Annotated in this window: 1 protein-coding gene (only partly in view); it reads left to right on the forward strand. The window is 70.7% G+C overall.

Annotated elements, in window-relative coordinates:
* Positions 1-25,768 carry part of the coding region annotated (locus tag ACFV4K_RS01570; RefSeq protein ID WP_379271153.1) for a non-ribosomal peptide synthase/polyketide synthase on the forward strand (this coding region is incomplete at its 3' end). Its footprint begins 18,688 nt before the window's first position, so 25,768 of the 44,456 annotated nt are shown.

The raw sequence follows: 25,768 nt of genomic DNA on the forward strand, positions 1-25,768 counted from the left end.
CGGTTCCGTTGGCGGACGGCACGATGCGCGCCTTCCACAACGGCTACGGTCCGACCGAGACCACGATCATGACCAACATCAGCGACGCGCTGACGCCGGGCGATCTGGTCACCATCGGTGGTCCGATCCGGGGCATGCAGTCGCTGATCCTCGACAACCGTCTGCGCCCGGTGCCGGTGGGCGTCGCGGGTGAGCTGTACCTGTCGGGCATCCAGCTGGCGCGCGGCTACCACGCGCGGCCGGGCCTGACCGCCGACCGTTTCGTCGCCAACCCGTACGTGGACGGCGCGCGCATGTACCGCACCGGTGACGTGGTCCGCTGGACCCCGGACGGACTGGTCGAGTACGTCGGCCGCTCCGACTTCCAGGTGAAGGTGCGCGGTTTCCGTATCGAGCTCGGTGAGATCGACGCGGCGCTGGCCTCGCACGAGACTGTCGACTTCGCGGTCACCGTGGGCCACAAGAACGCCGCGGGCGCGACCTCGCTGGTGTCGTATGTCGTTGCCACGCCGGGTCATTCGATCGATGTGGCGGCCGTGACCGCGCACGTCGAGCAGCGGCTGCCCGCGTACATGGTGCCGTCCTCGGTCATGATCATCGACCGGGTGCCGCTGACCCCGGTCGGCAAGCTGGACCGCCGGGCACTGCCCGAACCGGTCTTCGCCACCGAGGTGGTCTTCCGGGCCGCGCGCAACACCCTCGAGCAGACCATCGCCGAGGTGTTCGCCGAGGTGCTGGGCCTGGAGCGGGTTGGCATCGACGACTCGTTCTTCGCGCTCGGCGGTGACTCCATCGTCTCCATCCAGCTGGTGTCGCGGGCGAAGGCGCGCGGCGTGGTGTTCTCACCACGCGACGTGTTCGAGCAGCGCACCGTGTCCGGCCTGGCCGCCATCGCGACGGTATCCGTGGACGGCCAGGGCGATTCGGCCCCGCAGCTGACCGAGCTGCCCGGCGGCGGCGTGGGTGTCATGCCGCTGACGCCGGTGGTGCGGTTCATGGCGGGACGGCCGGGCGAGTTCGGCCGCTTCAACCAGACCGTGGCCCTGGAACTCCCGCACGGCATCGACCGCGCGGGCATCGCCGCCACCGTCGGCGCGGTCATCGACCGCCACGACATGCTGCGGGCGCGCCTGCGTCGGGTGCCGGACGCCGACTGGATCGTCGAAACCGCCGCTCCCGGAACCATCGACGCGGATTCGCTGATCGACCGCACCGAGTTCGACGCGGCCGTCAGCGACGAGCAGCTGTTCGAGATCGCCACCGCCGCACTGGATGCCACGCTGGACAAGCTGGATCCCGCTGCGGGACAGGTCATCCGGTTCGTGTGGCTGGAGCCCTCGGACAACAGTCGCGCGGGCCGCCTGATCGTGGCCGGTCACCACCTCGTGGTCGACGGCGTCACCTGGCGAATCCTGGTGCCGGACTTCGTCGCCGCCTGGGGTCAGCTGTCCGCCGGACAGACCCCCGAGCTGGTCGCCCCCGCCACCAGCATGCGCACCTGGGCGCACGCCCTCGAGCGGGAGGCCGCCACCGAAGAGCGCGTGGCCGAACTCGAGTTCTGGCGCGGCGTCGTCGAGGGCCCGGACCCGCTGCTCACCGAGCGCGCCATGGACCCGGCCGTCGACGTCACCGCGACCATCGTCAAGCACCGCGTCGAGCTGTCGGCCGAGGCCACCCGCTCGCTGCTGACCACCGTGCCCGCCCTGTTCCACGGCGGCGTCAACGACGGTCTGCTCACCGCACTCGCCTTGGCGGTGGCCAAGTTCCGCGCCGGCAAGGGCCTGGGGGAGAAGTCCGCCCTCGTCCGCCTGGAAGGCCACGGCCGCGAGGAAGAGGTCGTGCCCGGCGCCGACCTGTCCCGCACGGTCGGCTGGTTCACCGCCATCTTCCCGGTGCGCTTCGACCTGTCCGGCATCGACGTGGACGCCGCCCTCACCGGCGGCGCGGCCATGGGCCGGGCCATCAAGACGGTCAAGGAGCAGCTGCTCGCGGTGCCCGACAAGGGCATCGGTTACGGCCTGCTGCGGTACATGAACTCCGACACCGCCGCCCAGCTGCCCAAGCAGCTGCCGGGCCAGGTCAGCTTCAACTACCTGGGCCGGGTCAACGAGGGCGACGTGCCCGAGGCGCTGCGCGGCTTCGGCTGGATCCCGGCGGCCGACCTGGCCGACCTGGCGGGCTCCTACGACGCCGACATGCCCGCCATGGCCCCGATCGACATCAACGCCATCGTCGCGGGCGACAAGCTGACCGCGCAGATCGGTTACCCGAGCACGCTGATCTCCGCCACCGAGATCGCCGAGTTCGCCGCCCTGTGGGTGTCCGCGCTCGAAGCCGTTGCCGCGCACGCCGATTCGGCCAAGGACGGGCACACCCCGTCCGACTTCGGCCTGGTCCGCGTCACCCAGCGCGACATCGACGGCTGGGAGAAGCGCTACGGTTCCCTGCACCAGGTGTGGCCGCTGTCCGCGCTGCAGGCCGGTCTGCTCTTCCACGCGCAGCTGGCCGCCACCTCGGTGGACGTGTACACCGCGCAGGCGGTGCTCACCCTCGAGGGTCGCGTCGACGCCGACCGGCTGCGGTCGGCCGCGCAGGCGCTCATCGAGCGTCACGAGATCTTGCGCACCGCTTATGTGAACGACGCGTCCGGCGTTCCGGTGCAGGTCGTCATCGACGGCGTGAAGGTGGCGTGGACCAACCACGACCTCACCGACATCGCCGACGCCGACGCCCGCGCGGCGCGGGCCGCGGAGATCATCGCCGAGGACCGCGTCCAGCGCTTCGACCTGACCGCGCCGCCGCTCATCCGCTACACGCTGGTGCGCACCGACGCCCACAGCTACCAGTTGGCCGTGGCCAACCACCACATCCTGCTCGACGGCTGGTCCATGCCGCTGCTCATGCAGGACCTGCTGGTGCTCTACGCCACGCACTCCGACACCGCGGTGCTGCCGCCGGTGCGGTCCTACCGCTACTTCCTGGAATGGGTTGCGCAGCAGGACCGTTCGGCGTCACTGGCGGCCTGGCAGAAGTCGCTGCTCGGCGTCTCCGAGCCGACCCTGCTCACCCGTCCCGACACCGGCCGCGAGATCACCGCACTGTCCGGCGAGTACTTCTTCGACCTGGACGAGGCCGCGACCGCGCGCCTGACCGGGCTGGCCGCCGAACTCGGCGTCACCCCGAACACCGTGCTCCAGGTCGCCTGGGGCATCCTGCTCGGCCGCCTCACCGGCCGCGAGGACGTGCTGTTCGGCACCACCGTGTCCGGTCGCCCGGCGCAGCTCTCGGGTGTCGAGTCCATGGTGGGTCTGTTCATCAACACCGTGCCGGTGCGGGTCGCCTTCGACCCGGCCGAGGCGGCGAGCACGCTGCTCACCCGCACCCAGGGCGAGCAGGCCGACCTGCTCGACCACCACTACGTGGGCCTGGCCGACATCCAGTCGGCCGCGGGCATCGGCGGACTCTTCGACACCCTCGTGGTGTTCGAGTCCTATCCGGTCGACGCCGAGGGCATCCGGTCCCAGGCCGCCGATATCGACGGCATGGCCGTCACCGGCCTGGACGCCGCGGACGCCACCCACTACCCGCTCACCCTCATCGCCCAGCTCGACACCCGGCTGCGCATCCGCGCGGGCTACCTGCGCGACCTGTTCGACGAGGCCACCGTCGAGCGCATCGCGGGCCGCCTGATCCGGGTGCTGACCGCCATCACCACGGATCCGGCTGCGGCCGTGGGCGATATCGAGCTGGTCGACGCCGCCGAACGCACCCAGGTCGTCGAGACCTGGAACGAGACCGCCTTCGACGTGGAGGCCGTGCTCACCGAGCACAAAGCCGAGAACGCCACCCTGGTCGCCATGTTCGAGGCGCAGGCCGAGCGGACTCCCGAAGCGACCGCCGTCGCGTTCGAGGGAACGGCTCTTTCCTACGCCGAGTTCGGCGAGCGTGTGCACCGCCTGGCCCGCTGGCTGGTCGAGCGCGGCGTCGGCGCGGAATCGTTCGTGGCGCTGGGCATGCGGCGCTCGTTGGACCTGGTCGTCGGTATGTACGCGGTCGCCGTCACCGGCGCGGCCTACGTGCCGCTGGACCCGGACCACCCGGCCGAGCGCACCGAGTACATCCTCGAGACCGCCGACCCGGTGACCGTGCTGACCTCCGGTGAGGACCTCCCGGTCGACACCGCGCAGGTGCGCATCGACAAGCTGGACCTGTCGAGCTACTCGGCCGCGCCGCTGACCGACGCGGATCGCCGTGCGCCGCTGCGGGATTCGAACACCGCGTACGTGATCTTCACGTCGGGTTCGACCGGTCGCCCGAAGGGTGTGGCCGTGCCGCACTCGGCGATCGTGAACCGCCTGGTGTGGATGCAGGCCGAGTACGGTCTGACCGCCGAGGACGTCGTCCTGCAGAAGACCCCGGCCACGTTCGACGTGTCGGTGTGGGAGTTCTTCTGGCCCTTGCAGATCGGCGCGAAGCTGGTCGTGGCCAAGCCCGACGGCCACCGCGACCCGGCTTACCTCGCCGACCTCATCGCCCGCGAGGGCGTCACGGTCACCCACTTCGTGCCGTCCATGCTGGCGGTGTTCGTGGCGGAGGAGGCCGCCGCGCGGTGCACCAGCCTGCGCATGGTCTTCGCCTCCGGTGAGGCGCTGTCCCCGAAGCCGTCACACAAGCTGCGCGAGCTCACCGGGGCCGAGCTGCACAACCTCTACGGCCCCACCGAGGCCGCGGTCGACGTCACCTACCACCAGGTCGTGGACGCCGACGTGGACTCGGTGCCGATCGGCCGTCCGGTGTTCAACACCCAGGTGTACGTGCTGGATTCGCGGCTGCGGCCGGTTCCGGTCGGCGTCGCGGGCGAGCTGTACCTCGCCGGTGACCAGCTGGCCCGCGGCTACGTCGCGCGGCCGGACTTGTCCTCGGATCGCTTCGTGGCCAACCCGTTCGGCACGTCGGAGCGGATGTACCGCACCGGTGACCTCGTCACCTGGACCGCGGACGGCGAGCTGGAGTACATCGGGCGCACCGACTTCCAGGTGAAGCTGCGCGGTCTGCGCATCGAGCTCGGCGAGATCGAATCCGCGCTCACCGCACTGGATTCCATCGCGCAGTCGGTGGTCGTGGTGCGCCACGACCCGCACGCCGGTGACCAGCTGGTCGGCTACGTCATCGGCGCGGCGGGTCGCAGCGTGGACGTGGAGGCCGTGCGCGCCGAGATCGGCGAGAGCGTGCCGTCCTACATGGTGCCGTCGATCCTGATGGTGCTCGACGAGTTCCCGCTCAACGCCTCCGGCAAGCTGGACCGCAAGGCGCTGCCCGCGCCGGTGTTCGAGGCCGCGGTGTTCCGCGCCCCCGTCACTCCGGTCGAGCAGATCGTGGCCGATGTGTTCGCCGAGATCCTCGGCCTGGAACGGGTCGGTCTCGATGACGACTTCTTCGCCCTGGGCGGCAACTCGCTCATCGCCACTCAGGTGGCGGCGCGCCTGTCCGCCGCGCTGGACACCCAACTCGGCGTGCGCGAGATCTTCGAGTCCTCGACCGTGGCCGCGCTGGCCGCCAAGGCCGAAACCCATTCCGGCTCCGGCACCCGCCTGGCCCTGGTCGCGCAGGAGCGGCCCGAGCGGCTGCCGCTGTCGCTGGCCCAGCAGCGCATGTGGTTCCTCAACCGGTTCGATCCCGAATCGGCCGTGGACAACATCCCGGCAGCCGTGCGGCTGTCCGGTCTGGTGGACCGCCAGGCCCTGCAGATCGCCGTCGCCGACGTACTGGCTCGGCACGAGTCGCTGCGCACCCGCTACCCCGAGATCGACGGCCATGCGTACCAGGAGATCGTCCCGACCAGCCAGGTCATCCCGGACCTGACCCCGGTCGAGGTCTCCGAAACCGCACTGCCGCAGGCGCTCTCGGAGCTGGTGCTGACCGGCTTCGACGTCACCGTGGACGTGCCGTTCCGGGCCCGCCTGTTCGAGGTCAGCCCCACCGAGCACGTGCTCGCGCTGGTGGTGCACCACATCTCGGCCGACGGTTTCTCCATGGGCCCGCTCACCCGGGACGTCATGACCGCCTACGGCGCGCGCGTCGAGGGCGGCGAACCCGGCTGGCAGGTGCTCGACGTCCAGTACGCCGACTACGCGCTGTGGCAGCGCGAGGTGCTCGGTGACGAGCGCGACGCCGAATCGGTGATCTCGCAGCAGATCTCGTACTGGCGGGAGTCGCTGCGCGGCCTGCCCGACCAGCTGGAGCTGCCGTCCGACCGGCCGCGTCCGGCCGTGGCCTCGGGCCGCGGCGCCACCCACGTGTTCGACATCGACGCCGAAACCCATGGCGCGCTGGCCGAACTCGCCCGCACCCGCGGCACCACGCTGTTCATGGTCATGCACTCGGCCCTGGCCGTCCTGCTGTCGCGGCTGTCCGGCGAGTCCGACATCGCCATCGGCACCCCGGTCGCCGGTCGAGGCGAACGCGCCCTCGACGACCTCATCGGCATGTTCGTCAACACCCTGGTGCTGCGCACCGAGGTGGACGGCGGCGCCGGCTTCACCGAACTGCTGGACACGGTGCGCGGCACCGACATCCAGGCCTTCGGCCACGCCGATCTGCCGTTCGAGCGCCTGGTGGAGATCCTCAACCCGGCCCGATCGCAGGCCCGGCACCCGTTGTTCCAGGTCATGCTGTCCTTCCAGAACACCGGCATCACCGAACTGGAATTGCCCGGCCTGACCGTCAGCGCCGTCGAACTGCCGATCGACACCGCCAAGTTCGACCTGCAGCTGGTGCTCACCGAGAACGCCGCCGCACCGCAGTCCGGCATCACCGCCGAACTCATCTACGCCACCGACCTGTTCGACGCGGCCACCATGGCGCGCTTCGCCGACCGGTTCGACCTGCTGCTGAAGGCCGTCGCGGCCAAGCCGGAGCGGGCCGTGGGCGATATCGACCTGCTGGTCGGCGGCGAGCGCACCCGCGTGCTGCGCGACTGGAACCGCACCACCGCCGACGTCGTCTCGGTGGTCGCGGAACTGACGTCGGGCACCCTGTCGGCCGAGGACACCGCCGCGGGCGAGGTCGTGCGCAGCGCCTCCGGCGACGCGGGCGAGACGCTGGTCGCGCTGTTCGAAGCCCAGGCCGAGCGGACCCCCGAAGCGACCGCCGTCGCGTTCGAGCACGCCGATACCTCCCAACCGGCTACAGCTCTGTCCTACGCCGAGTTCGCCGGACGGGTGCACCAGCTGGCCCGCAAGCTCGTCGAGGCCGGCGTCGGCCCGGAGAGCATGGTGGCCTTGGGCATGCGCCGCTCGCTGGACCTGGTGGTCGCCATGTACGCGATCGTCGAGGCCGGTGGCGCGTACGTGCCGCTGGACCTGGACCAGCCCGCCGACCGCATCGACTACGTGCTCGAGACGGCCCGGCCGGTGTGCGTGCTCACCACCGAGCGCGACGGGTTCACCCACGCCACCGTGCCGATCCTCGCCGTGGACACCGCGGACCTGTCGGGCTACTCCGACACCGCGCTGACCGACGCGGATCGCCGTGCGCCGCTGGATGCTTCGAACACCGCGTACGTGATCTTCACGTCCGGTTCGACCGGTCGCCCCAAGGGTGTGGCGGTGCCGCATTCGGCGATCGTGAACCGCCTGGTGTGGATGCAGGCCGTATACGGTCTGACCGCCGAAGACGTGGTGCTGCAGAAGACTCCGGCGACGTTCGACGTGTCGGTGTGGGAGTTCTTCTGGCCCTTGCAGATCGGCGCGAAGCTGGTCGTGGCCAAGCCGGACGGGCACCGTGACCCGGTGTACCTGGCGGAAACCATTGCCCGCGAGGGCGTCACGACCGCGCACTTCGTGCCGTCGATGATGGCCGTGTTCGTGGCCGAGCCCGCCGCCGCGCGGTGCACCGGCCTGCGTCTGGTGTTCGCCTCCGGTGAGGCGCTGCCCGCGACCACCGCCCAGCAGCTGCGCCGGGTCACCGGCGCGGCCCTGCACAACCTGTACGGCCCCACCGAGGCCGCGGTCGACGTCACCTACCACCAGGTCGTCGACGCCGACACCGAGACCGTGCCGATCGGTCGTCCGGTGTTCAACACCCAGGTGTACGTGCTGGATTCGCGCCTGCACCCGGTCGCCCCGGGCATGGCGGGCGAGCTCTACCTGGCCGGTGTGCAGCTGGCGCGCGGCTACGTGGCCCGCCCCGACCTGTCGGCGGACCGCTTCGTCGCCAACCCCTTCACCCCGGGCCGGCGCATGTACCGCACCGGTGACCTCGTCACCTGGACCGCGGACGGCGAGCTGGAGTACATCGGCCGCACCGACTTCCAGGTGAAGCTGCGCGGTCTGCGCATCGAGCTCGGCGAGATCGAGGCCGCGCTCATCGCCCATCCCGCCGTGTCACAGGCCGTCGTGGTGGTGCGCTCGGACGCGCGGATTGGTGATCAGCTTGTCGCCTATGTCATTCCATCGGAGGTTCGTGGCGCGTCTCGTTCTGGACTGCGCTCCGCCTCCCCGCGCTTGGAGCGGGGGAGCGAAGCGGAGGAGCGGAGGAGGGAAGAACGAGACCCTCAGCGCCACGAACCCGCCCGGAGCGAAGCGCAGGGCAAATTCGACACTGAAGCCCTGCGCGCCCACCTCGGTGAGCAGCTGCCCTCCTACATGGTTCCGGCCGCCTTCGTGGCACTGGGCGGGTTCCCGCTCAGCGCCAACGGCAAGCTGGACCGCCGCGCCCTGCCGGAGCCGGAGTTCGCCGCCCGCGAGTTCCGCGCCGCCGCGACCCGGGCCGAGGAGATCGTGGCCGAGGTCTTCGCCGAGGTGCTCGGACTCGAGTCCCCGGTCGGCGCCGACGACGACTTCTTCGAACTCGGCGGCAACTCGCTGATCGCCACCCAGGTCGTCGCCCGCGTGGGCGCGGCCCTCGACACCCGGATCCCCGTCCGCGCCCTGTTCGACGCCCCGACCGTGGCCGCCCTCGCGGCCCGGGTCGAGGCGCAGGCGGGCACCGGCAGCCGCCGCGCCCTGGTGGCGCAGGCCCGCCCGGACGAGATCCCGCTGTCGCTGGCACAGCAGCGCATGTGGTTCCTCAACCGCTTCGACACCGCCTCGGCCGTCAACAACATCCCGCTCGCGGTGCGCCTGACCGGCGACCTCGACACGGATGCGCTGCTGGCCGCCGTCGGCGACGTGCTCGAGCGCCACGAGGTGCTGCGCACGGTCTACCCGGAGAACGCCGAAGGCCGTGGCGTGCAGGTGATCCTGCCCGCCGACCAGGTCCGCCTGGACGCCGCCGCGATCGACGTGGCCGAGGCCGACCTGCGTGAGCGGATCGCCGAACTGGTACTCACCGGCTTCGACGTCACCGCCGCCGCGCCGGTGCGCGCCGGGCTGTTCCGGGTCTCGGATGCCACGGTATCCATTGACGGCACCGCCGTCGTGCCCACGCACGTCCTGGTTTTCGTGGTCCACCACATCTCCGGCGACGGCTGGTCGGTGCGTCCGCTGGCCCGCGACGTCATGCTCGCCTACGCCGCGCGCGCCCAGGGCGAAGCGCCGCAGTGGGCTCCGCTGCCCGTCCAGTACGCCGACTTCGCGCTCTGGCAGCGCGAGACCCTCGGCTCCGAGGACGACGCCGACTCGCTGATCTCGCAGCAGGTGGCCTACTGGAGCAACGACCTGGCGGGCCTGCCCGACCAGATCGACCTGCCCTCCGACCGGCCGCGCCCGGCCGTGGCCTCCAATGCCGGTGGCGTGCACGAGTTCGCCATCGACGCCGAGCTGCTGGCCGGACTCGAGGCCCTGGCCCGCCAGCACGGCGCCTCGCTGTTCATGGTCGTGCACGCGGCCTTCGCGGCCCTGCTGGCGCGCCTGTCCGGCGGCGACGACATCGCCATCGGCACCGCGGTCGCCGGACGTGGTGAGCAGGTGCTCGACGACGCCATCGGCATGTTCGTCAATACCCTGGTGCTGCGCACCGGCGTCGACTCGGGGGAGAAGTTCACCGAGCTGCTGGCCCGCACCAAGGACAGCGACCTGGCCGCTTTCGGCCACGCCGACCTGCCGTTCGAGCGCCTGGTGGAGATCCTCAACCCGGCCCGCTCGCAGGCCCGGCACCCGCTGTTCCAGGTCATGCTGTCGTTCCAGAACACCGGCGAGGCGACCTTCGCGCTGCCCGGTCTGGAAGTGGCGGGCGTGCCGCTGGACGTGGTCACCGCCAAGTTCGACCTGCACCTCAACATCACCGAGCGGGCTGACGGCGACGGCATGACGGCCGAATTCGCCTACGCCACCGACATGTTCGACGCGAGCACCATCGCGGGCTTCGGTGAGCGCCTGGTGCGCCTGCTGTCGGCCGTGGTCGCCGAGCCGACCGCGCTGGTCGGCGATATCGAGCTGCTGAACGCGGCAGAGCGCCGCCAGGTGCTGCGGTCCTGGAACGCCACCGAATACGACGTCAAGCGCGTCGCCTTGGGCGGCAAGAAGATCGTCGCCGAGGTCACCCTGGCGTCGATGTTCGAGAACCAGGCCAAGAACACTCCGAACCTCACCGCCCTGGTGTTCGAGGGGACGCCCGGGCAGAGCCCGGAAATTCCTACACAGCTGTCCTACGGCGAGTTCGCGGCCCGCGTGCACCAGCTGGCCCGCCACCTCATCGCCGAGGGCGTCGGTCCGGATTCCTATGTGGCCCTGGGTATGCGCCGCTCCTTCGACCTGCTGATCGGCATGTACGCCGTCACGGTCGCCGGTGGCGCGTACGTGCCGCTGGACCCCGACCACCCGGCCGAGCGCAACCAGTATGTGCTCGACACCGCACAGCCCGTGTGCGTGCTCAGCACCGCGCGCGACGAGTTCGAAACCGCCACGCGCACACTGCTGATCGACGAACTGGACCTGTCCGGCTACTCCGACGCCCCGATCACCGACGCCGACCGCGTCGCCCCGCTGCGTGGCGACGATGTCGCGTACGTGATCTTCACGTCGGGCTCCACCGGCCGCCCGAAGGGCGTGGCGGTCAGCCACACCGCCATCGTCAACCGCCTGGTCTGGATGCAGACCGAGTACGGCCTGTTCGACGACGACGTGGTGCTGCAGAAGACCCCCGCCACCTTCGACGTGTCGGTGTGGGAGTTCTTCTGGCCCTTGCAGATCGGCGCGTCGCTGGTCATCGCCAAGCCGGACGGCCACCGCGATCCCGGCTACCTGGCCGACCTGATCATCGCCACCGGTGTCACCACCGCGCACTTCGTGCCGTCGATGATGTCGGTGTTCGTGGCCGAGGAGAAGGCCGCCGAATGCACCTCGCTGCATCAGGTCTTCGCCTCCGGTGAGGCGCTGCCCGCGCCGACCGCGCAGAAGCTGCGCGAGCTCACCGGGGCCCGCCTGCACAACCTGTACGGCCCGACCGAGGCGGCCGTCGACGTCACCTACCACGAGGTGGACGACGCCGACACGCTGTCGGTGCCGATCGGCGCGCCGGTCTTCAACACCCGTGTGTACGTGCTGGATTCGCGTTTGCACCCGGTCGCCCCGGGTGTCGCGGGTGAGCTGTACCTCGCCGGCGTCCAGCTGGCGCGCGGCTATGTCGCGCGTCCGGAACTGACCGCCGACCGCTTCGTGGCGGACCCGTTCCACAACGGCGAGCGCATGTACCGCACCGGTGACCTCGTGAAGTGGACCGGTCGTGGTGAGCTGGAGTACCTGGGCCGCACCGACTTCCAGGTGAAGCTGCGCGGTCTGCGCATCGAGCTCGGCGAGATCGAGGCCGCGCTCACCGCCATCGACTCCATCGCCCAGTCCGTGGTGGTCGTCCGCGCCGACGACCGCCTCGGCGAGCAGCTGGTCGGCTACGTCATCCCCACCACCGGCCACACCGTCGACCTCGACGCCGTGCGCGCCGAACTGCAGGACGGTCTGCCGGGCTACATGGTCCCGGCCGCCTTCGTGGTGCTGGACGCCTTCCCGCTCAACGCCTCCGGCAAGCTGGATCGCAAGCAGTTGCCCGCGCCGGTGTTCGAGGCCAAGGTCTTCCGCGCCCCGTCCACCCCGATCGAGGAGATCGTGGCGGGCACCTTCTCCGACGTCCTGGGCGTCGGACGGGTCGGCGTCGACGACGACTTCTTCGAACTCGGCGGCAACTCGCTGATCGCCACCCAGGTCACCGCCCGCCTCGGCGCGGCCCTGGACACCCAGCTGGCCGTGCGCGATCTGTTCGAGGCGTCCACCGTCGCGGCGCTCGCCGCCCGCGTGGAGCGCAATGCCGGTTCGGGCCGTCGCCCGAGCCTGGTCGCGGGGGAACGGCCCGCGCACCTGCCGCTGTCCCCGGCGCAGCAGCGCTACTGGTTCCTCAACCAGTTCGACACCAGCACTTCCGCGGTGGACAATATCCCGCTCGCGGTCCGCTTCACCGGCGCGCTCGACCTGTACGCCATGAAGCAGGCCATCGGCGACGTGATCGCCCGCCACGAGGTGCTGCGCACGGTCTACCCGCGAGCCGCCGAGGGCCCGCACCAGGTGGTGCTGTCCGCCGCTCAGACCGAGCTGACGCTGGTGCCGGAGGACGTGACCGAGGCCGACCTGCTCGGCAAGATCATCGAATTCGCCATGACCACCTTCGACGTCACCGTCGAGGTTCCGTTGGCGGTCAAGATGTTCCGGATCATCGACAGTGAGACCACCCAGCACGTGCTGGCGTTCACCGTCCACCACGTCTCCGCCGACGGCTCCTCCATGGGTCCGATGGCGCGCGACATCATGGCCGCCTACGTGGCCCGGGTGAACGGCGACGTCCCGCAGTGGGCTCCGCTGCCGGTGCAGTACGCCGACTACGCGCTGTGGCAGCGCGAGGTGCTCGGCCGCGAGGACGACGCCGAATCACTGGCCGCCAAGCAGGTCTCGTACTGGACCCGCGCGCTGGCCGGGCTGCCGGACCAGCTGGAGCTGCCCACCGACCGGCCGCGTCCGCCGGCGCAGTCGTTCCACGGCAAGGCGCTGCGCTTCGACATCGACGCCGAACGCCACGCCAAGCTGCACGAACTGGCCCGCGCCAACAACGCCTCGCTGTTCATGGTCGTGCACGCCGCCCTCGCGGTGCTGCTCGCCCGCCTGTCGGGCACCGACGACATCGCGGTCGGCACCCCGATCGCGGGCCGTGGTGAACGCGAACTCGACGACCTGATCGGCATGTTCGTGAACACCCTGGTGTTCCGCACCCAGGTCGACGGCAACGCGAGCTTCGCCGACCTGCTCTCCGAGGTCCGCGAACGCGACCTGGAGGCCTTCGCCAACGCCGACGTGCCGTTCGAGCGCCTCGTCGAGGTGCTCAACCCGGTCCGCTCCACCGCGCGCAACCCGCTGTTCCAGGTGGGCCTCTCGTTCCAGAACCTGGCCGAGACCGCCTTCGAACTGCCGGGCCTGCACGTGGCCGCCGTCGAGTTCGAGTCGCAACTGGCCAAGACCGACCTGCACGTCACGCTGTACGACCGCTACACCGAGGACGGCACCCCCGCCGAGATCCTCACCGAATTCGGTTACGCCGTCGACCTGTTCGACGAATCGACCGTGCGGGCGTTCGCCGACCGGTTCGTGCGGGTGCTGGACGCCATCCTGGCCGACACCACCGTCGCCGTCGGCGACATCGACCTGCTCGACGAGGACGAGAACACCCGGATCCTGCACCGGTGGAACAACACCGCGCAGGACGTGAACGCGGTGTTCGACGGCGGCTCCGAGGCCACCCTGGTCTCGCTGCTCGACCGTGCGGTGGCCGACGACGCCAAGGCCGTGGCCATCGTCGCCGACACCGCGGACGGCGTGGAGAACCTCACCTACGCCGAACTCGACACGCGGGTGAACCAGCTGGCCCGTGAGCTCATCGCGCGCGGCATCGGCACCGAAGACCGTGTGGCCCTGGCCATTCGCCGGTCCACCGACCTGGTCGTCGCCATGTACGCGGTCGCCAAGGCCGGCGCCGCCTACGTGCCGATCGATCCGGATCAGCCCGCCGAGCGCGTCGGCTACATCCTGGAGACTGCCGCGCCCAAGGCGGTACTCACCACCGCCGCCGTCGGTTTCGAGACCGAACTGGCCGAGGTGCTGCGCATCGACGAGCTGGACCTGAGCGTCCACTCGGCGAAGCCGGTCACCGACGCCGACCGGGTGCGGGTGCTGACCGCCGCCAACACGGCGTACGTCATCTTCACCTCCGGTTCCACCGGCCGCCCCAAGGGTGTGGCGCTGCCGCACGGCGCGGTCGTGAACCAGTTGCTCTGGAAGGTCACCGAATTCGGCCTCGACCCGGCCGACGCGGTGCTGCTCAAGACCGCCGCCACCTTCGACCTCTCGGTCTGGGAGTTCTGGTCCGCCGCGGCCTGCGGTGGCCGCCTGGTCATCGCCGCGCCGGACGGCCACAAGGACCCGGCGTACCTGAACGAGCTGATGGCCCGCGAATGGGTGACCACCCTGCACGTGGTGCCGTCCATGCTCGACGCGCTGCTCACAGAAGGGCTAGCGTCGCGAAGCGACTCCGTTGAGGGTGGCGGTGGGCGACGGGTGGGCCTGCCGGACTCGCTGTGGCGCATCCTGGCCATCGGTGAGGCGCTGCCCGGACCGCTCGCGCAGCGCGTGCTGCGGGAGCGTCCGCGCACCGAACTGTTCAACCTGTACGGCCCGACCGAGGCCGCGGTGTCCATCACCAACCACCGGGTCACCGAGCGCGACGAGCTGTCGGTGTCCATCGGCTCGCCCGAATGGAACTCCCAGGTGTTCGTGCTGGATTCGCGGCTGCGGCCGGTGCCGGTCGGCGTGTCCGGCGAGCTGTACCTGGCCGGCGCCCAGCTGGCACGCGGCTACTTCGGCCGCCCGGACCTCACCTCCGACCGCTTCGTCGCGAACCCGTTCGCCGACAACGGTTCCCGCATGTACCGCACCGGTGACCTGGTGGCCTGGCAGGCGAACGGCGAGCTCGAGTACCGGGGCCGCACCGACTTCCAGGTGAAGATCCGCGGCTTCCGCATCGAGCTCGGCGATATCGAATCCGCGCTGCTGCGGCTGGATTCCATCGCCTCCGCCGCCGTGGTCGCGCACACCGACCCGGTGCTGGGCGACCGCCTGGTGGCCTACGTGGTCGGCGCCGACGGCGAGCCGGACAAGCAGGCGCTGCAGTCGGCGCTGGCCGCCGAGCTGCCGTCGTACATGATCCCGTCGGTCTTCATGCCGCTGAACGCGTTGCCGCTCAACGCCAACGGCAAGCTGGACCGCAAGGAACTGCCGGAGCCCACCTTCGAGAAGGCGGTCTTCCGCGCCCCCGTCAGCCCGATCGAGCAGATCGTGGCGGGCGTGTTCGCGGAGGTGCTGCGCGTCGAATCCGGCCGCATCGGCCTGGACGACGACTTCTTCCAGTGGGGGGGCAACTCGCTGCTGGCCACCCAGGTCGCCGCGCGCCTCGGCGAGGCGCTCAACACCCGGGTGCCGGTGCGACTGCTGTTCGAGGCCTCCACCGTGGTCGCGCTCGCGGCCCGGGTGGAGCACGACGCCGGGGCCGGTGGCCGCAAGGCGCTGACCGCCGCACCGCGACCGGAGAACATCCCGCTGTCGCTGGCCCAGCAGCGCATGTGGTTCCTCAACCGCTTCGACACCGCCTCGGCGGCCTACAACGTGCCGGTCGCGGTGCGCCTGTCCGGCGCGCTCGACGAGGACGCGCTGCGGTCGGCCATCGCGGATGTGGTTGCCCGCCACGAGATCCTGCGCACCATCTACCCGCAGACCGAGCAGGGCCCGGTGCAGGTCATCCTGCCGCCGGCGCAGGCCGTGCCCGAGCTCGAGGTGCGCACCGTGACCGCCGACGAGGTCGTCGGCGCGCTGGTCGAGCTGACCTCCACCAGCTTCGACGTCACCGTCGAGGTGCCGCTCGAGGTGGCGCTGTTCAAGATCGAGGGCGAGACCCCGCCCCCGGCTCCGGTCGAGTCGGAAGCCGCGGCGCACGCGGCGGCCTACACCTTCGACTTCGCCGACATCGCCCCCACCGGTCAGTTCCAGATCGTGAACCCGGACGCCGCGGCTCCGGCGGAATACGTGCTGGCACTGGTCATCCACCACATCTCGGGTGACGGTTCCTCGGTGGCGCCGCTGACCCGCGACCTGATGACCGCCTACGCGGCGCGCTCGCTCGAGCAGGAGCCGGGCTGGAGCCCGCTCGCGGTGCAGTACGCGGACTACTCCATCTGGCAGCGCGAACTGCTCGGTGACGAGAACGACGCGGACTCGCTGGCCGCCAAGCAGGTCGCCTACTGGCAGCAGGCGCTGGCCGGGCTGCCCGACCAGCTGGACCTCCCGGCCGACCGGCCGCGTCCGGCGGTGCAGTCCTTCGCCGGTGGCAAGATCGACATCCGCATCGACGCCGAATTGCACTCGGGGCTGGTCGATCTGGCCCGCGCCGAGGGCGCGACGCTGTTCATGGTCGTGCACACCGCGCTCGCCGTGCTGCTCGCGCGGCTGTCGGGCTCCAGCGACATCGCCATCGGCACGCCGATGGCCGGTCGTGGCGAGGCCGTCCTCGACGACCTGATCGGCATGTTCGTCAACACCCTGGTGTTCCGCACCGAGGTCGACGGCGGCGAACCGTTCGACGCTCTGCTGGCGCGTCAGCGCGAGACCGACATCCAGGCCTACGCCAATGCGGACGTGCCGTTCGAGCGCCTCGTCGAGGTGCTCAACCCGGCCCGTTCGACCGCGCGGCACCCGCTGTTCCAGGTGGGTCTGTCCTTCCAGAACCTGACCCGCTCCACCCTGGAACTCCCGGGCCTGAGCGTGTCCGGCCTGGACGTGGACACCGAGCTGTCGCAGTTCGACCTGCACCTGATCGTCTCCGACCTGTACGGCGACGACGGCGCGGCCGACGGCATCACCGGCATCCTGACCTACGCGACGGACATCTTCGACCGGGAGACCGTGGTCGGCTTCGCCGATCGCTTCGTGGCCCTGCTGCGCGAGATCGTGGCCGCGCCGCGGATCGCGGTCGGCGAGATCGAGATCCTGGCCGCCGCCGAGCGGGCCGAGATCCTGGACCGGCGCAATGACACCGCGCACCAGGTGGATTCGACCGCCACGCTGGCGTCGATGCTGACCGCGACGGTGGCCGCCAAGCCGACCGCCATCGCCCTCATCGGCCCCGACGGCGAGACGCTGACCTACGCCGAACTCGGCGCGCGGGTCAACGGCCTGGCCCGCCACCTGATCTCGATCGGTGTCGGCCCGGAGGCTCGGGTCGCGCTGGCGCTGCGGCGCTCGGTCGACCTGGTGGTGGCCATGTACGCGGTCTCGGTCGCCGGTGGCGCGTACGTGCCGGTCGACCCCGACCAGCCCGCCGAGCGGACCGGGTACATCCTGGAGACCGCCGCGCCGGTGTGCGTGCTGACCAACGCGTCCGCGGAGTTCTCGACCGACGTCGCGCCGCTGGTGCGGATGGACGAGCTGAGGCTGACCGGTGCGAACCTCGCGCCGGTCACCGACGCCGAGCGGGTCGCCCCGCTGCGTCCGGACCACACCGCTTACGTCATCTTCACGTCCGGTTCGACCGGCCGCCCGAAGGGCGTGGCGCTGCCGCACGCGGCCATCGCCAACCAGTTGCAGTGGAAGAGCGCGGAATTCGGGCTCGGCCCGGACGACGCGGTGCTGCTCAAGACCGCCGCCACCTTCGACCTCTCGGTCTGGGAGTTCTGGTCGGCCGCCGTCACCGGTGGCCGCCTGGTGATCGCCGCGGCCGACGGCCACCGCGATCCGGCGTACCTCAATGAGCTGATGGCGCGCGAGCGGGTCACCACCCTGCACGTGGTGCCGTCCATGCTCGACGCGCTGCTCACCGCGGGCGACGGCGTCATGAACGACGCGCTGCGCCGGGTGCTGGCCATCGGTGAGGCGCTGCCCGCCGCCGTGGCCCAGCGCTTCCGCGCCTTGAACCGGCAAAGTCGACTGTTCAACCTGTACGGCCCGACCGAGGCCGCGGTGTCCATCACCAGCCACCAGGTCACCGACGCCGACAAGGGCTCGGTGTCGATCGGTGCGCCGGAATGGAATTCGCGGGTCTACGTGCTCGACGCGCGCCTCAACCCGGTGCCCGACGGCGTGTCCGGTGAGCTCTACCTCGCCGGCACCCAGCTGGCCCGCGGCTACTTCGCGCGACCGGACCTGACCGCGGATCGCTTCGTGGCCAACCCGTTCGCCGTCGGCGAGCGCATGTACCGCACCGGTGACCTCGTCGCCTGGTCGGGCACCACCGCGAGCGGTGAAAGAGGTATTGCCGAGCTGGAGTACCGGGGCCGCACCGACTTCCAGGTGAAGATCCGCGGCTTCCGTATCGAGCTCGGCGAGATCGAGGCCGCGCTGCTGGCGCTGCCCGAGATCGCGCAGACCGCGGTGCTGGCCAAGCAGGACGCCAAGACCGGTGACCGCCTGGTCGCCTACCTGGTGCCGTCCGGCTCGGGTGTGGATGTGCCGCTGGTGAAGTCGGCGCTGTCGGCGGGTCTGCCGTCGTACATGGTGCCGTCGGCCTTCGTGGTGCTCAACGCCCTGCCGCTCAATGTGAACGGCAAGCTGGACCGGAAGGCGTTGCCGGAGCCAGAGTTCGAGACCACCGCCTTCCGCGCGCCGTCCACCCCGATCGAGGAGATCGTGGCGGGCGTCATCGCCGAGGTGCTCGGTATCGAGCGGGTCGGCGCGGACGACGACTTCTTCGCCCTCGGCGGCAACTCGCTGCTCGCCACCCAGGTCGCCGCGCGCATCGGCGCGGCCCTGGACGCGCGGGTGCCGGTGCGCGCCGTGTTCGAGGCGTCGACCGTCGCCGGGCTGGCCGCCAAGGTCGAGCAGCACGCCGGAGCGGGAGACCGCAAGGCGCTCACCGCCGGACCGCGACCGGAGACCGTGCCGCTGTCGCTGGCGCAGCAGCGCATGTGGTTCCTCAACCAGTTCGACACCGCGTCGGCCGCGTACAACGTGCCCGTCGCCGTGCGGCTCACCGGCGCGCTGGATGTGGACGCGCTGCGCGAGGCCGTGTCCGACGTGATCGGCCGCCACGAGACGCTGCGCACCATCTACCCGCAGGTCGATGGCGCTGCCGCACAGGTGATCGTGACCGCCGCGCAGGCCATGCCGGATCTGCGTCCGGTCACCGTCACGGCCGAATCGGTGACCGAGCGCATCGCCGCTCTCGTCACCACCGGCTTCGACGTGACCACCGAAGTTCCGTTGCACGCCAAGCTGTTCCGGGTCGAGAAGACCTTGGAAGAGGACGCGCAGGTTCGCGGCGCGACCTCCAGCGCCGCGAACCCGCCCCGCAGCGAAGCGGAGTGGCAATCAGACACAGAGCACGTGCTCGTCTTCGTCACCCACCACATCGCCGCCGACGGCTGGTCCATGGGCCCGCTCACCCGCGACGTCATGGTGGCCTACGCCGCCCGCGCCGCCGGCGTGCAGCCCGGCTGGGCCCCGCTGCCGGTGCAGTACGCGGACTTCTCGCTCTGGCAGCGTGAGGTGCTCGGCTCCGAGGACGACCCGACCAGCCTCGTCTCCGCGCAGGCCGAATTCTGGCGCACTGCACTGGCGGATCTGCCCGACGAGCTGAACCTGCCCTCGGATCGCCCGCGCCCCACCGCGCAGACCTTCCGCGGCGGCCGGGTGCTGTTCCCGATCTCCAACGACCTGCACCGCGGCCTGCAGCAGATCGCGCGCACCAACAACGCGACCATGTTCATGGTCGTGCACACCGCGCTCGCGGTGTTCCTGGCGCGCCTGTCCGGCACCACCGACATCGCCATCGGCGCGCCCATCGCGGGCCGTGGCGAAGCCGAGCTGGACGATCTGATCGGCATGTTCGTCAACACCCTGGTGCTGCGCACCGAGGTGAGCGGCCAGACCGGCTTCACCGAGCTGCTCGCCGCGAACAAGGACAGCGACCTGGCGGCGTTCGCGCACGCCGACATTCCGTTCGAGCGGCTCGTCGAGCTGCTCAACCCGGAACGCTCCACCGCGCGGCACCCGCTGTTCCAGGTGGCGCTGTCGTTCGAGAACCTGCCCGGCGGCTCCTTCGAGCTGCCCGGCCTGAAGGCCGCCGCGGTCGACTTCGAGAACGAGATCGCCAAGTTCGACCTCATGCTCACCCTGACCGAGGCCCCGGCCGACGCGGACGCGGGCATGTACGCCGAATTCGGTTACGCCCGTGACCTGTTCGACCACGTGACGGTCGAGGGCTTCGCGCAGCGGTTCCTGCGACTGCTGTCGGAGATCGTGTCCGCGCCGCTCGCCCCGGTCGGCGATCTGGAGATCCTGGCCGCCGACGAGCGCGCCGATCTGATCGCCCGCACCGGCGGACCGGCCATCGCGCCGCGCACGCTGCCCGAGCTGCTGGCCGACGCCGTCGCCAACAACCCGGTCGGCGAGGCCGTCGCCTTCGACGGCCAGGCCCTGGGCTACGCCGAGCTCGACGCGGCCTCCTCGCGCCTGGCGCGGGTGCTCATCGAGCGCGGCGCCGGACCGGAAACCCGTGTCGCCGTGGCCATCCGGCGTTCGTTCGAGTCGGTGCTGGCCATCTGGGCCGTCGCCAAGTCGGGCGCGGCGTTCGTGCCGGTCGATCCGTCCTACCCGGCGGACCGCATCGCGCACATGGTGAACGACTCCGGCGCGGTGCTGGGTCTGACCATCGACGCCGAACTCGAGGGCCTGCCGCCGGTCGGCAGCCTGGCGGGCTGGATCTCGCTCGACGATCCGATGGTGCACGCCGAGATCGCCTCGCACTCGGCCGAACCCGTCACCGACGCCGAGCGGTGGGGCGTGGTCCGGCCCGAGCACGTCGCGTACGTGATCTACACCTCCGGCACCACGGGCATGCCCAAGGGCGTCGTGGTGACGCACGCCGGTCTGGCCAACTTCGCCACCGAGCAGATCGTGCGCTACCACCTCGACTCCGGTTCGCGCGCACTGCACTTCGCGTCGCCGTCGTTCGACGCGTCGGTGCTGGAGTACCTGCTCGCCATCGGCGCGGGCGGCACCCTCGTGGTGGTCCCGCCGGGCGTCTACGGCGGCGAGGAACTCGCCGAGGTGATCAAGCGCGAGCGGGCCACGCACGCGTTCATCACCCCGGCCGCGCTCGCCACCCTGGATCCGAAGGGTCTGGACTCGCTGCGCGTCCTGGTCGCCGGTGGTGAAGCCGTTCCGGCCGATCTGGTGGAGAAGTGGGCGATTCCGTTGGAGAACCGCACGATTCGTGCGTTCCACAACGGTTACGGCCCCACCGAGACCACGATCATGACCAACATCAGCGACGCGCTGACGCCGGGCGATCTGGTCACCATCGGCGGTCCGATCCGCGGCATGCAGGCGCTGATCCTGGACTCGCGGCTGCGGCCGGTGCCGGTGGGCGTCGCGGGTGAGCTGTACCTGTCGGGTATCCAGCTCTCGCGCGGCTACCACGACCGCCCGGGGCTGAGCGCCGAGCGGTTCGTCGCCAACCCGTTCGTGGCGGGCGAGCGCATGTACCGCTCCGGTGACGTGGTCCGCTGGACTCCGGACGGCCTGGTCGAATACGTGGGCCGCAACGACTTCCAGGTGAAGGTGCGCGGTTTCCGTATCGAGCTCGGTGAGATCGACGCTGCGCTGGCCTCGCACGAGACGGTCGACTTCGCGGTCACCGTCGGCCACAAGACCGAGGCGGGGGCCACCATCCTGGCGGCCTACGTGCTCCCGGTCGCGGGCCGCAGCATCGACATTCCGGCGCTGACCGAGCACGTCTCGGGCCGCCTTCCGGAATACATGGTGCCGACCGCTATCACCGTCCTGGACGCCATCCCGCTGACCCCGGTCGGCAAGCTGGATCGCCGGGCGCTGCCCGAGCCGGTGTTCACCGCGCGCGACTTCCGCGCTCCGGTCACCGAACTCGAGGCCACGCTCGCCGAGGTCTTCGCCGACGTGCTCGGTGTGGAACAGGTGGGCGCGGACGATTCGTTCTTCGCCCTCGGCGGTGACTCGATCCTGTCCATCCAGCTGGTCTCGCGGGCCAAGGCGCGCGGCATCAAGTTCTCGCCGCGCGATGTGTTCGAGCAGCGGACCGTCGCCGGACTGGCCGAGGTGGCCACGCTGGGCGACGACACCGCGCAGGAGAAGCTGGCCGAACTGCCCGGCGGCGGAGTCGGCGACATCCCGCTGACGCCGATCATGCACGCCATCCTGTCGAGCGGTTCGTCCTACGACCGGTTCTCGCAGACCATGCCGCTGCGCCTGCCGGACGGCATCACCCGGCCGGTGCTCGTCGGGGCCATCTCGGCCCTGTTCGACCACCACGACGTGCTGCGCTCGCGCCTGCGTGGAAACGCCTCGGAGGGCTTCGAATTCGAGGCGCTGCCGAAGGGCGCCGTCGACGTCGACGCGCTCGTGCACCGGGTCGAGCTGGCCGCGGACATCTCCGACGAGGAGCTGACCCGCGTCGGCAGCGTCGAATTCGACGCGGCCCTGGGCCGACTGGACCCGGCGAACGCCGCCATGGTGCAGTTCGTCTGGTTCGCCTTCGCCCCCGAGGGTTCCGACGAGGCTCGCGTCCGCCGCGACGTGCTGCTCATCGTCGCGCACCACATGGTGGTGGACGGCGTCTCCTGGCGCATCCTGATCCCGGACCTGGGTCTGGCCTGGTCGCAGGTGGCCTTCGAGCAGCCGATCGCGCTGCCCGAGACCGGCACTTCGCTGCGCCGCTGGGCGCACGCCCTGGTCGAGGAATCGCGCAGCGAGGCGCGGGTCGCGGAACTGCCGTTCTGGCAGCGGGTTACCGAGACCCCGGACCCGCAGCTGGGTTCGCGGGCCTTCGACCCGACCGTCGACACCTTCGACACCGTCGACCGGATCGAGGTCAGCGTTCCGGCCGAGGTCACCGACGCCGTGCTCACCGCCGTCCCCGGCCTGTACCGCGGCGGCGTGAACGACGGCCTGCTCTCGGCGCTGGCCATGGCGGTCGCGCGCTGGCGCGGGGAGACCACCGGCGGCTCGGCGCTGATCAAGCTCGAGGGCCACGGTCGTGAAGAGGAAATCGTTCCGGGCGCGGATCTCTCGCGCACGGTCGGCTGGTTCACCGCGGCCTTCCCGGTCCGCCTGGACCTGAACGGCGCGAACCTCGGCGAGGCGTTCGCGGGCGGAAACGCCCTGGGCGACATCGTGAAGTCAGTCAAGGAACAGCTGCTCGCCATGCCCGACAAGGGTCTGGGCTGGGGTCTGCTGCGGCACCTCAACCCCGACACCGCCCCGCAGCTGCGGGACGTCGGTCAGATCAGCTTCAACTACCTGGGCCGCATGTCCGCGGGCGAAGCGCCCGAGGGCATGGCCGAGATCGGCTGGGTGCCGGTCGACGACCTGGGCCGCCTCGACGGCGACATGGACGCCGACATGCCCGCCAACGCCACCCTCGACATCAACGCCATCGTCACCGACGGCGAGGACGGCCCGCAGCTGGGCGCGGCCTTCTCCTACCCGCGCGGCCTCCTGGAGCGCGAGCGGGTGCAGGAGTTCGCCGACCTGTTCGTGGCGGCGCTGACCGCACTGGCCGAACACGCGAATCGGCCGGAGGCGGGCGGTCTCACGCCGTCCGACCTGCCGCTGGTCCGGGTCGCGCAGTCCGACATCGAAGTCTGGGAACGGAACTACCCCGCCCTGGGCGACGTGTGGCCGCTCTCGCCGCTGCAGTCCGGTCTGCTGTTCCACGCACTGCTCACCCAGAACACGGTGGACGTCTACACCATCCAGACCGTGCTCGACCTGAGCGGTGTGGTGGACGTGGACCGTTTGAAGGTGGCCGCGCAGGCCATCCTCGACCGGTACCCGAGCCTGCGGACCGCGTTCGTCACCGACGCCGACGGTCAGGCCCACCAGGTCGTGCTGGATCGCGTGGAAGCGCCGTTCCATGTCATCGACCTGACGGATCTGCCCGAGGCCGAACGCAATCCGCGCATGCGGGAGATGATCGAGGCCGATCGCGCCGATCACTTCGATCTGTCCGCGGCGCCGCTCATGCGGTTCAACGTGTTCCGGATCAGCGACGACCTGGTGCACCTGGTCATCACCACCCACCACATCCTGGTGGACGGCTGGTCCATGCCGCTGCTCATGCAGGACCTGCTGGTGCTGTACGCGGTGCGCGGCGACGCGTCGGTGCTGCCGCGGGTGCCGTCGTTCCGCAACTACCTGGCCTGGCTGGCCGGACGGAACCGGGACGAGTCGATCGAGGCGTGGAAGCGCGCGCTGGCCGGGGTCAACGAGCCCACCCAGCTCGCGCCGGCCGCGACCCGCGACGAGAACTACGAGATCGGTCGCTACACCGTCGACATCGACGCCGAACGCACCCGCGCGCTCACCAAGCGCGCCGGGGAACTCAACGTCACGCTGAACACGCTGATCCAGACCTCCTGGGCGGTGCTGATCGGCCGCCTCACCGGGCGCAGCGACGTGGTGTTCGGCGCCACCGTCTCCGGCCGCCCCGGCGACCTGCCGGGCGTGGAAGCCATGGTGGGTCTGTTCATCAACACGGTGCCGGTGCGCATCCGGGTCGACGACCGCCTGACCATCGGCGGGCTGCTGCAGCGTGTCCAGAGCGATCAGGCCGACCTGCTCGAGCACCACCACATCGGGCTCACCGAGATCCTGCAATTGGCCGGCGCCGGAGCGGAATTCGACACCATGATGGCGTTCGAGTCCTACCCGGTGGACAAGGACGCGATCGCGGCTGCCAGCTCCATCGACGGCATGTCGGTCAGTGGTGTCGGTATCAACGACAACACCCACTACCCGATGAGCCTGGTCATCATGGCGGGCGAGACCATCGACATCTCCATGCGCTACCTGGGCAGCCGGTTCACCGCCGACGAGGTCGTCATCCTCGCCGCGCGCTTCAACCGGATCCTGGACGCGCTGGTCGGCGATGCCGACGGCCTGGTCGGCGACATCGACATCCTCGATGCCGGCGAACGCGCCCGCATCCTCGCCGAAAGCGCCGTCACCCCGGCCGATTCCGCGGCCGACGCGGCGCGGGTGGGCACGGCGACCGTGGCCAACGTGCTGGCCGAGGTCGTCGAGGAGGACCCGCAGGCGCCCGCCCTGCTGTCCGGCGGCGAGGAGATCGCGTACCACGTCCTGGACCGCCGCAGCTCCCAGCTGGCGCGTCTGCTCATCGACCGCGGCGCGGGCCCCGGCGACATCGTCGCCGTCGCCCTCCCGCACTCGGTCGACGCGGTCGTGGCGGTCTGGGCCATCCAGAAGGCCGGTGCCGCTGCACTGTTCGCCGACACCCTCTCCTTCGGCGACATCCTCGCCGCCGGAGCCGGTTTCGGCATCGCCCTGGAACCCGCCGCCAGCTCGGTCCGCTGGCTGGTCCCCTCGGACCCCAAGGTCCAGGCCGACCTGACCGCCCGCCCGGCGCACCCGGTCTCCTACAGCGACCGAGTCCGCCCGCTGTCCGAAACCGACCCGGCCTTCATCTACCGCAACGCCGACAACTGGGCCACCCTCACCCAGTCCGAGGCCCTCGACCGCGCGGCCACCCTGCGCGCCGACCACGAGATCGACTACGAGTCGACCACGTACACCACCGCCTCCACCGGCACCGCGGCCATCGACGAGTTCCTGTCGTCCTCGACCGCGGGCGCGCTCGCCGTCCTCCCCACCGGCGACATCCCCGCCGACCTGGCGGACGGCGAGGTGACCCACTGGTTCACCACCGAGGCCGACCCGGCTGATGAGGCGGGCGACGAAATCCGCGTCATACC

The organism is Nocardia sp. NPDC059764 (assembly GCF_042732555.1).
GTDB lineage: Bacteria > Actinomycetota > Actinomycetes > Mycobacteriales > Mycobacteriaceae > Nocardia.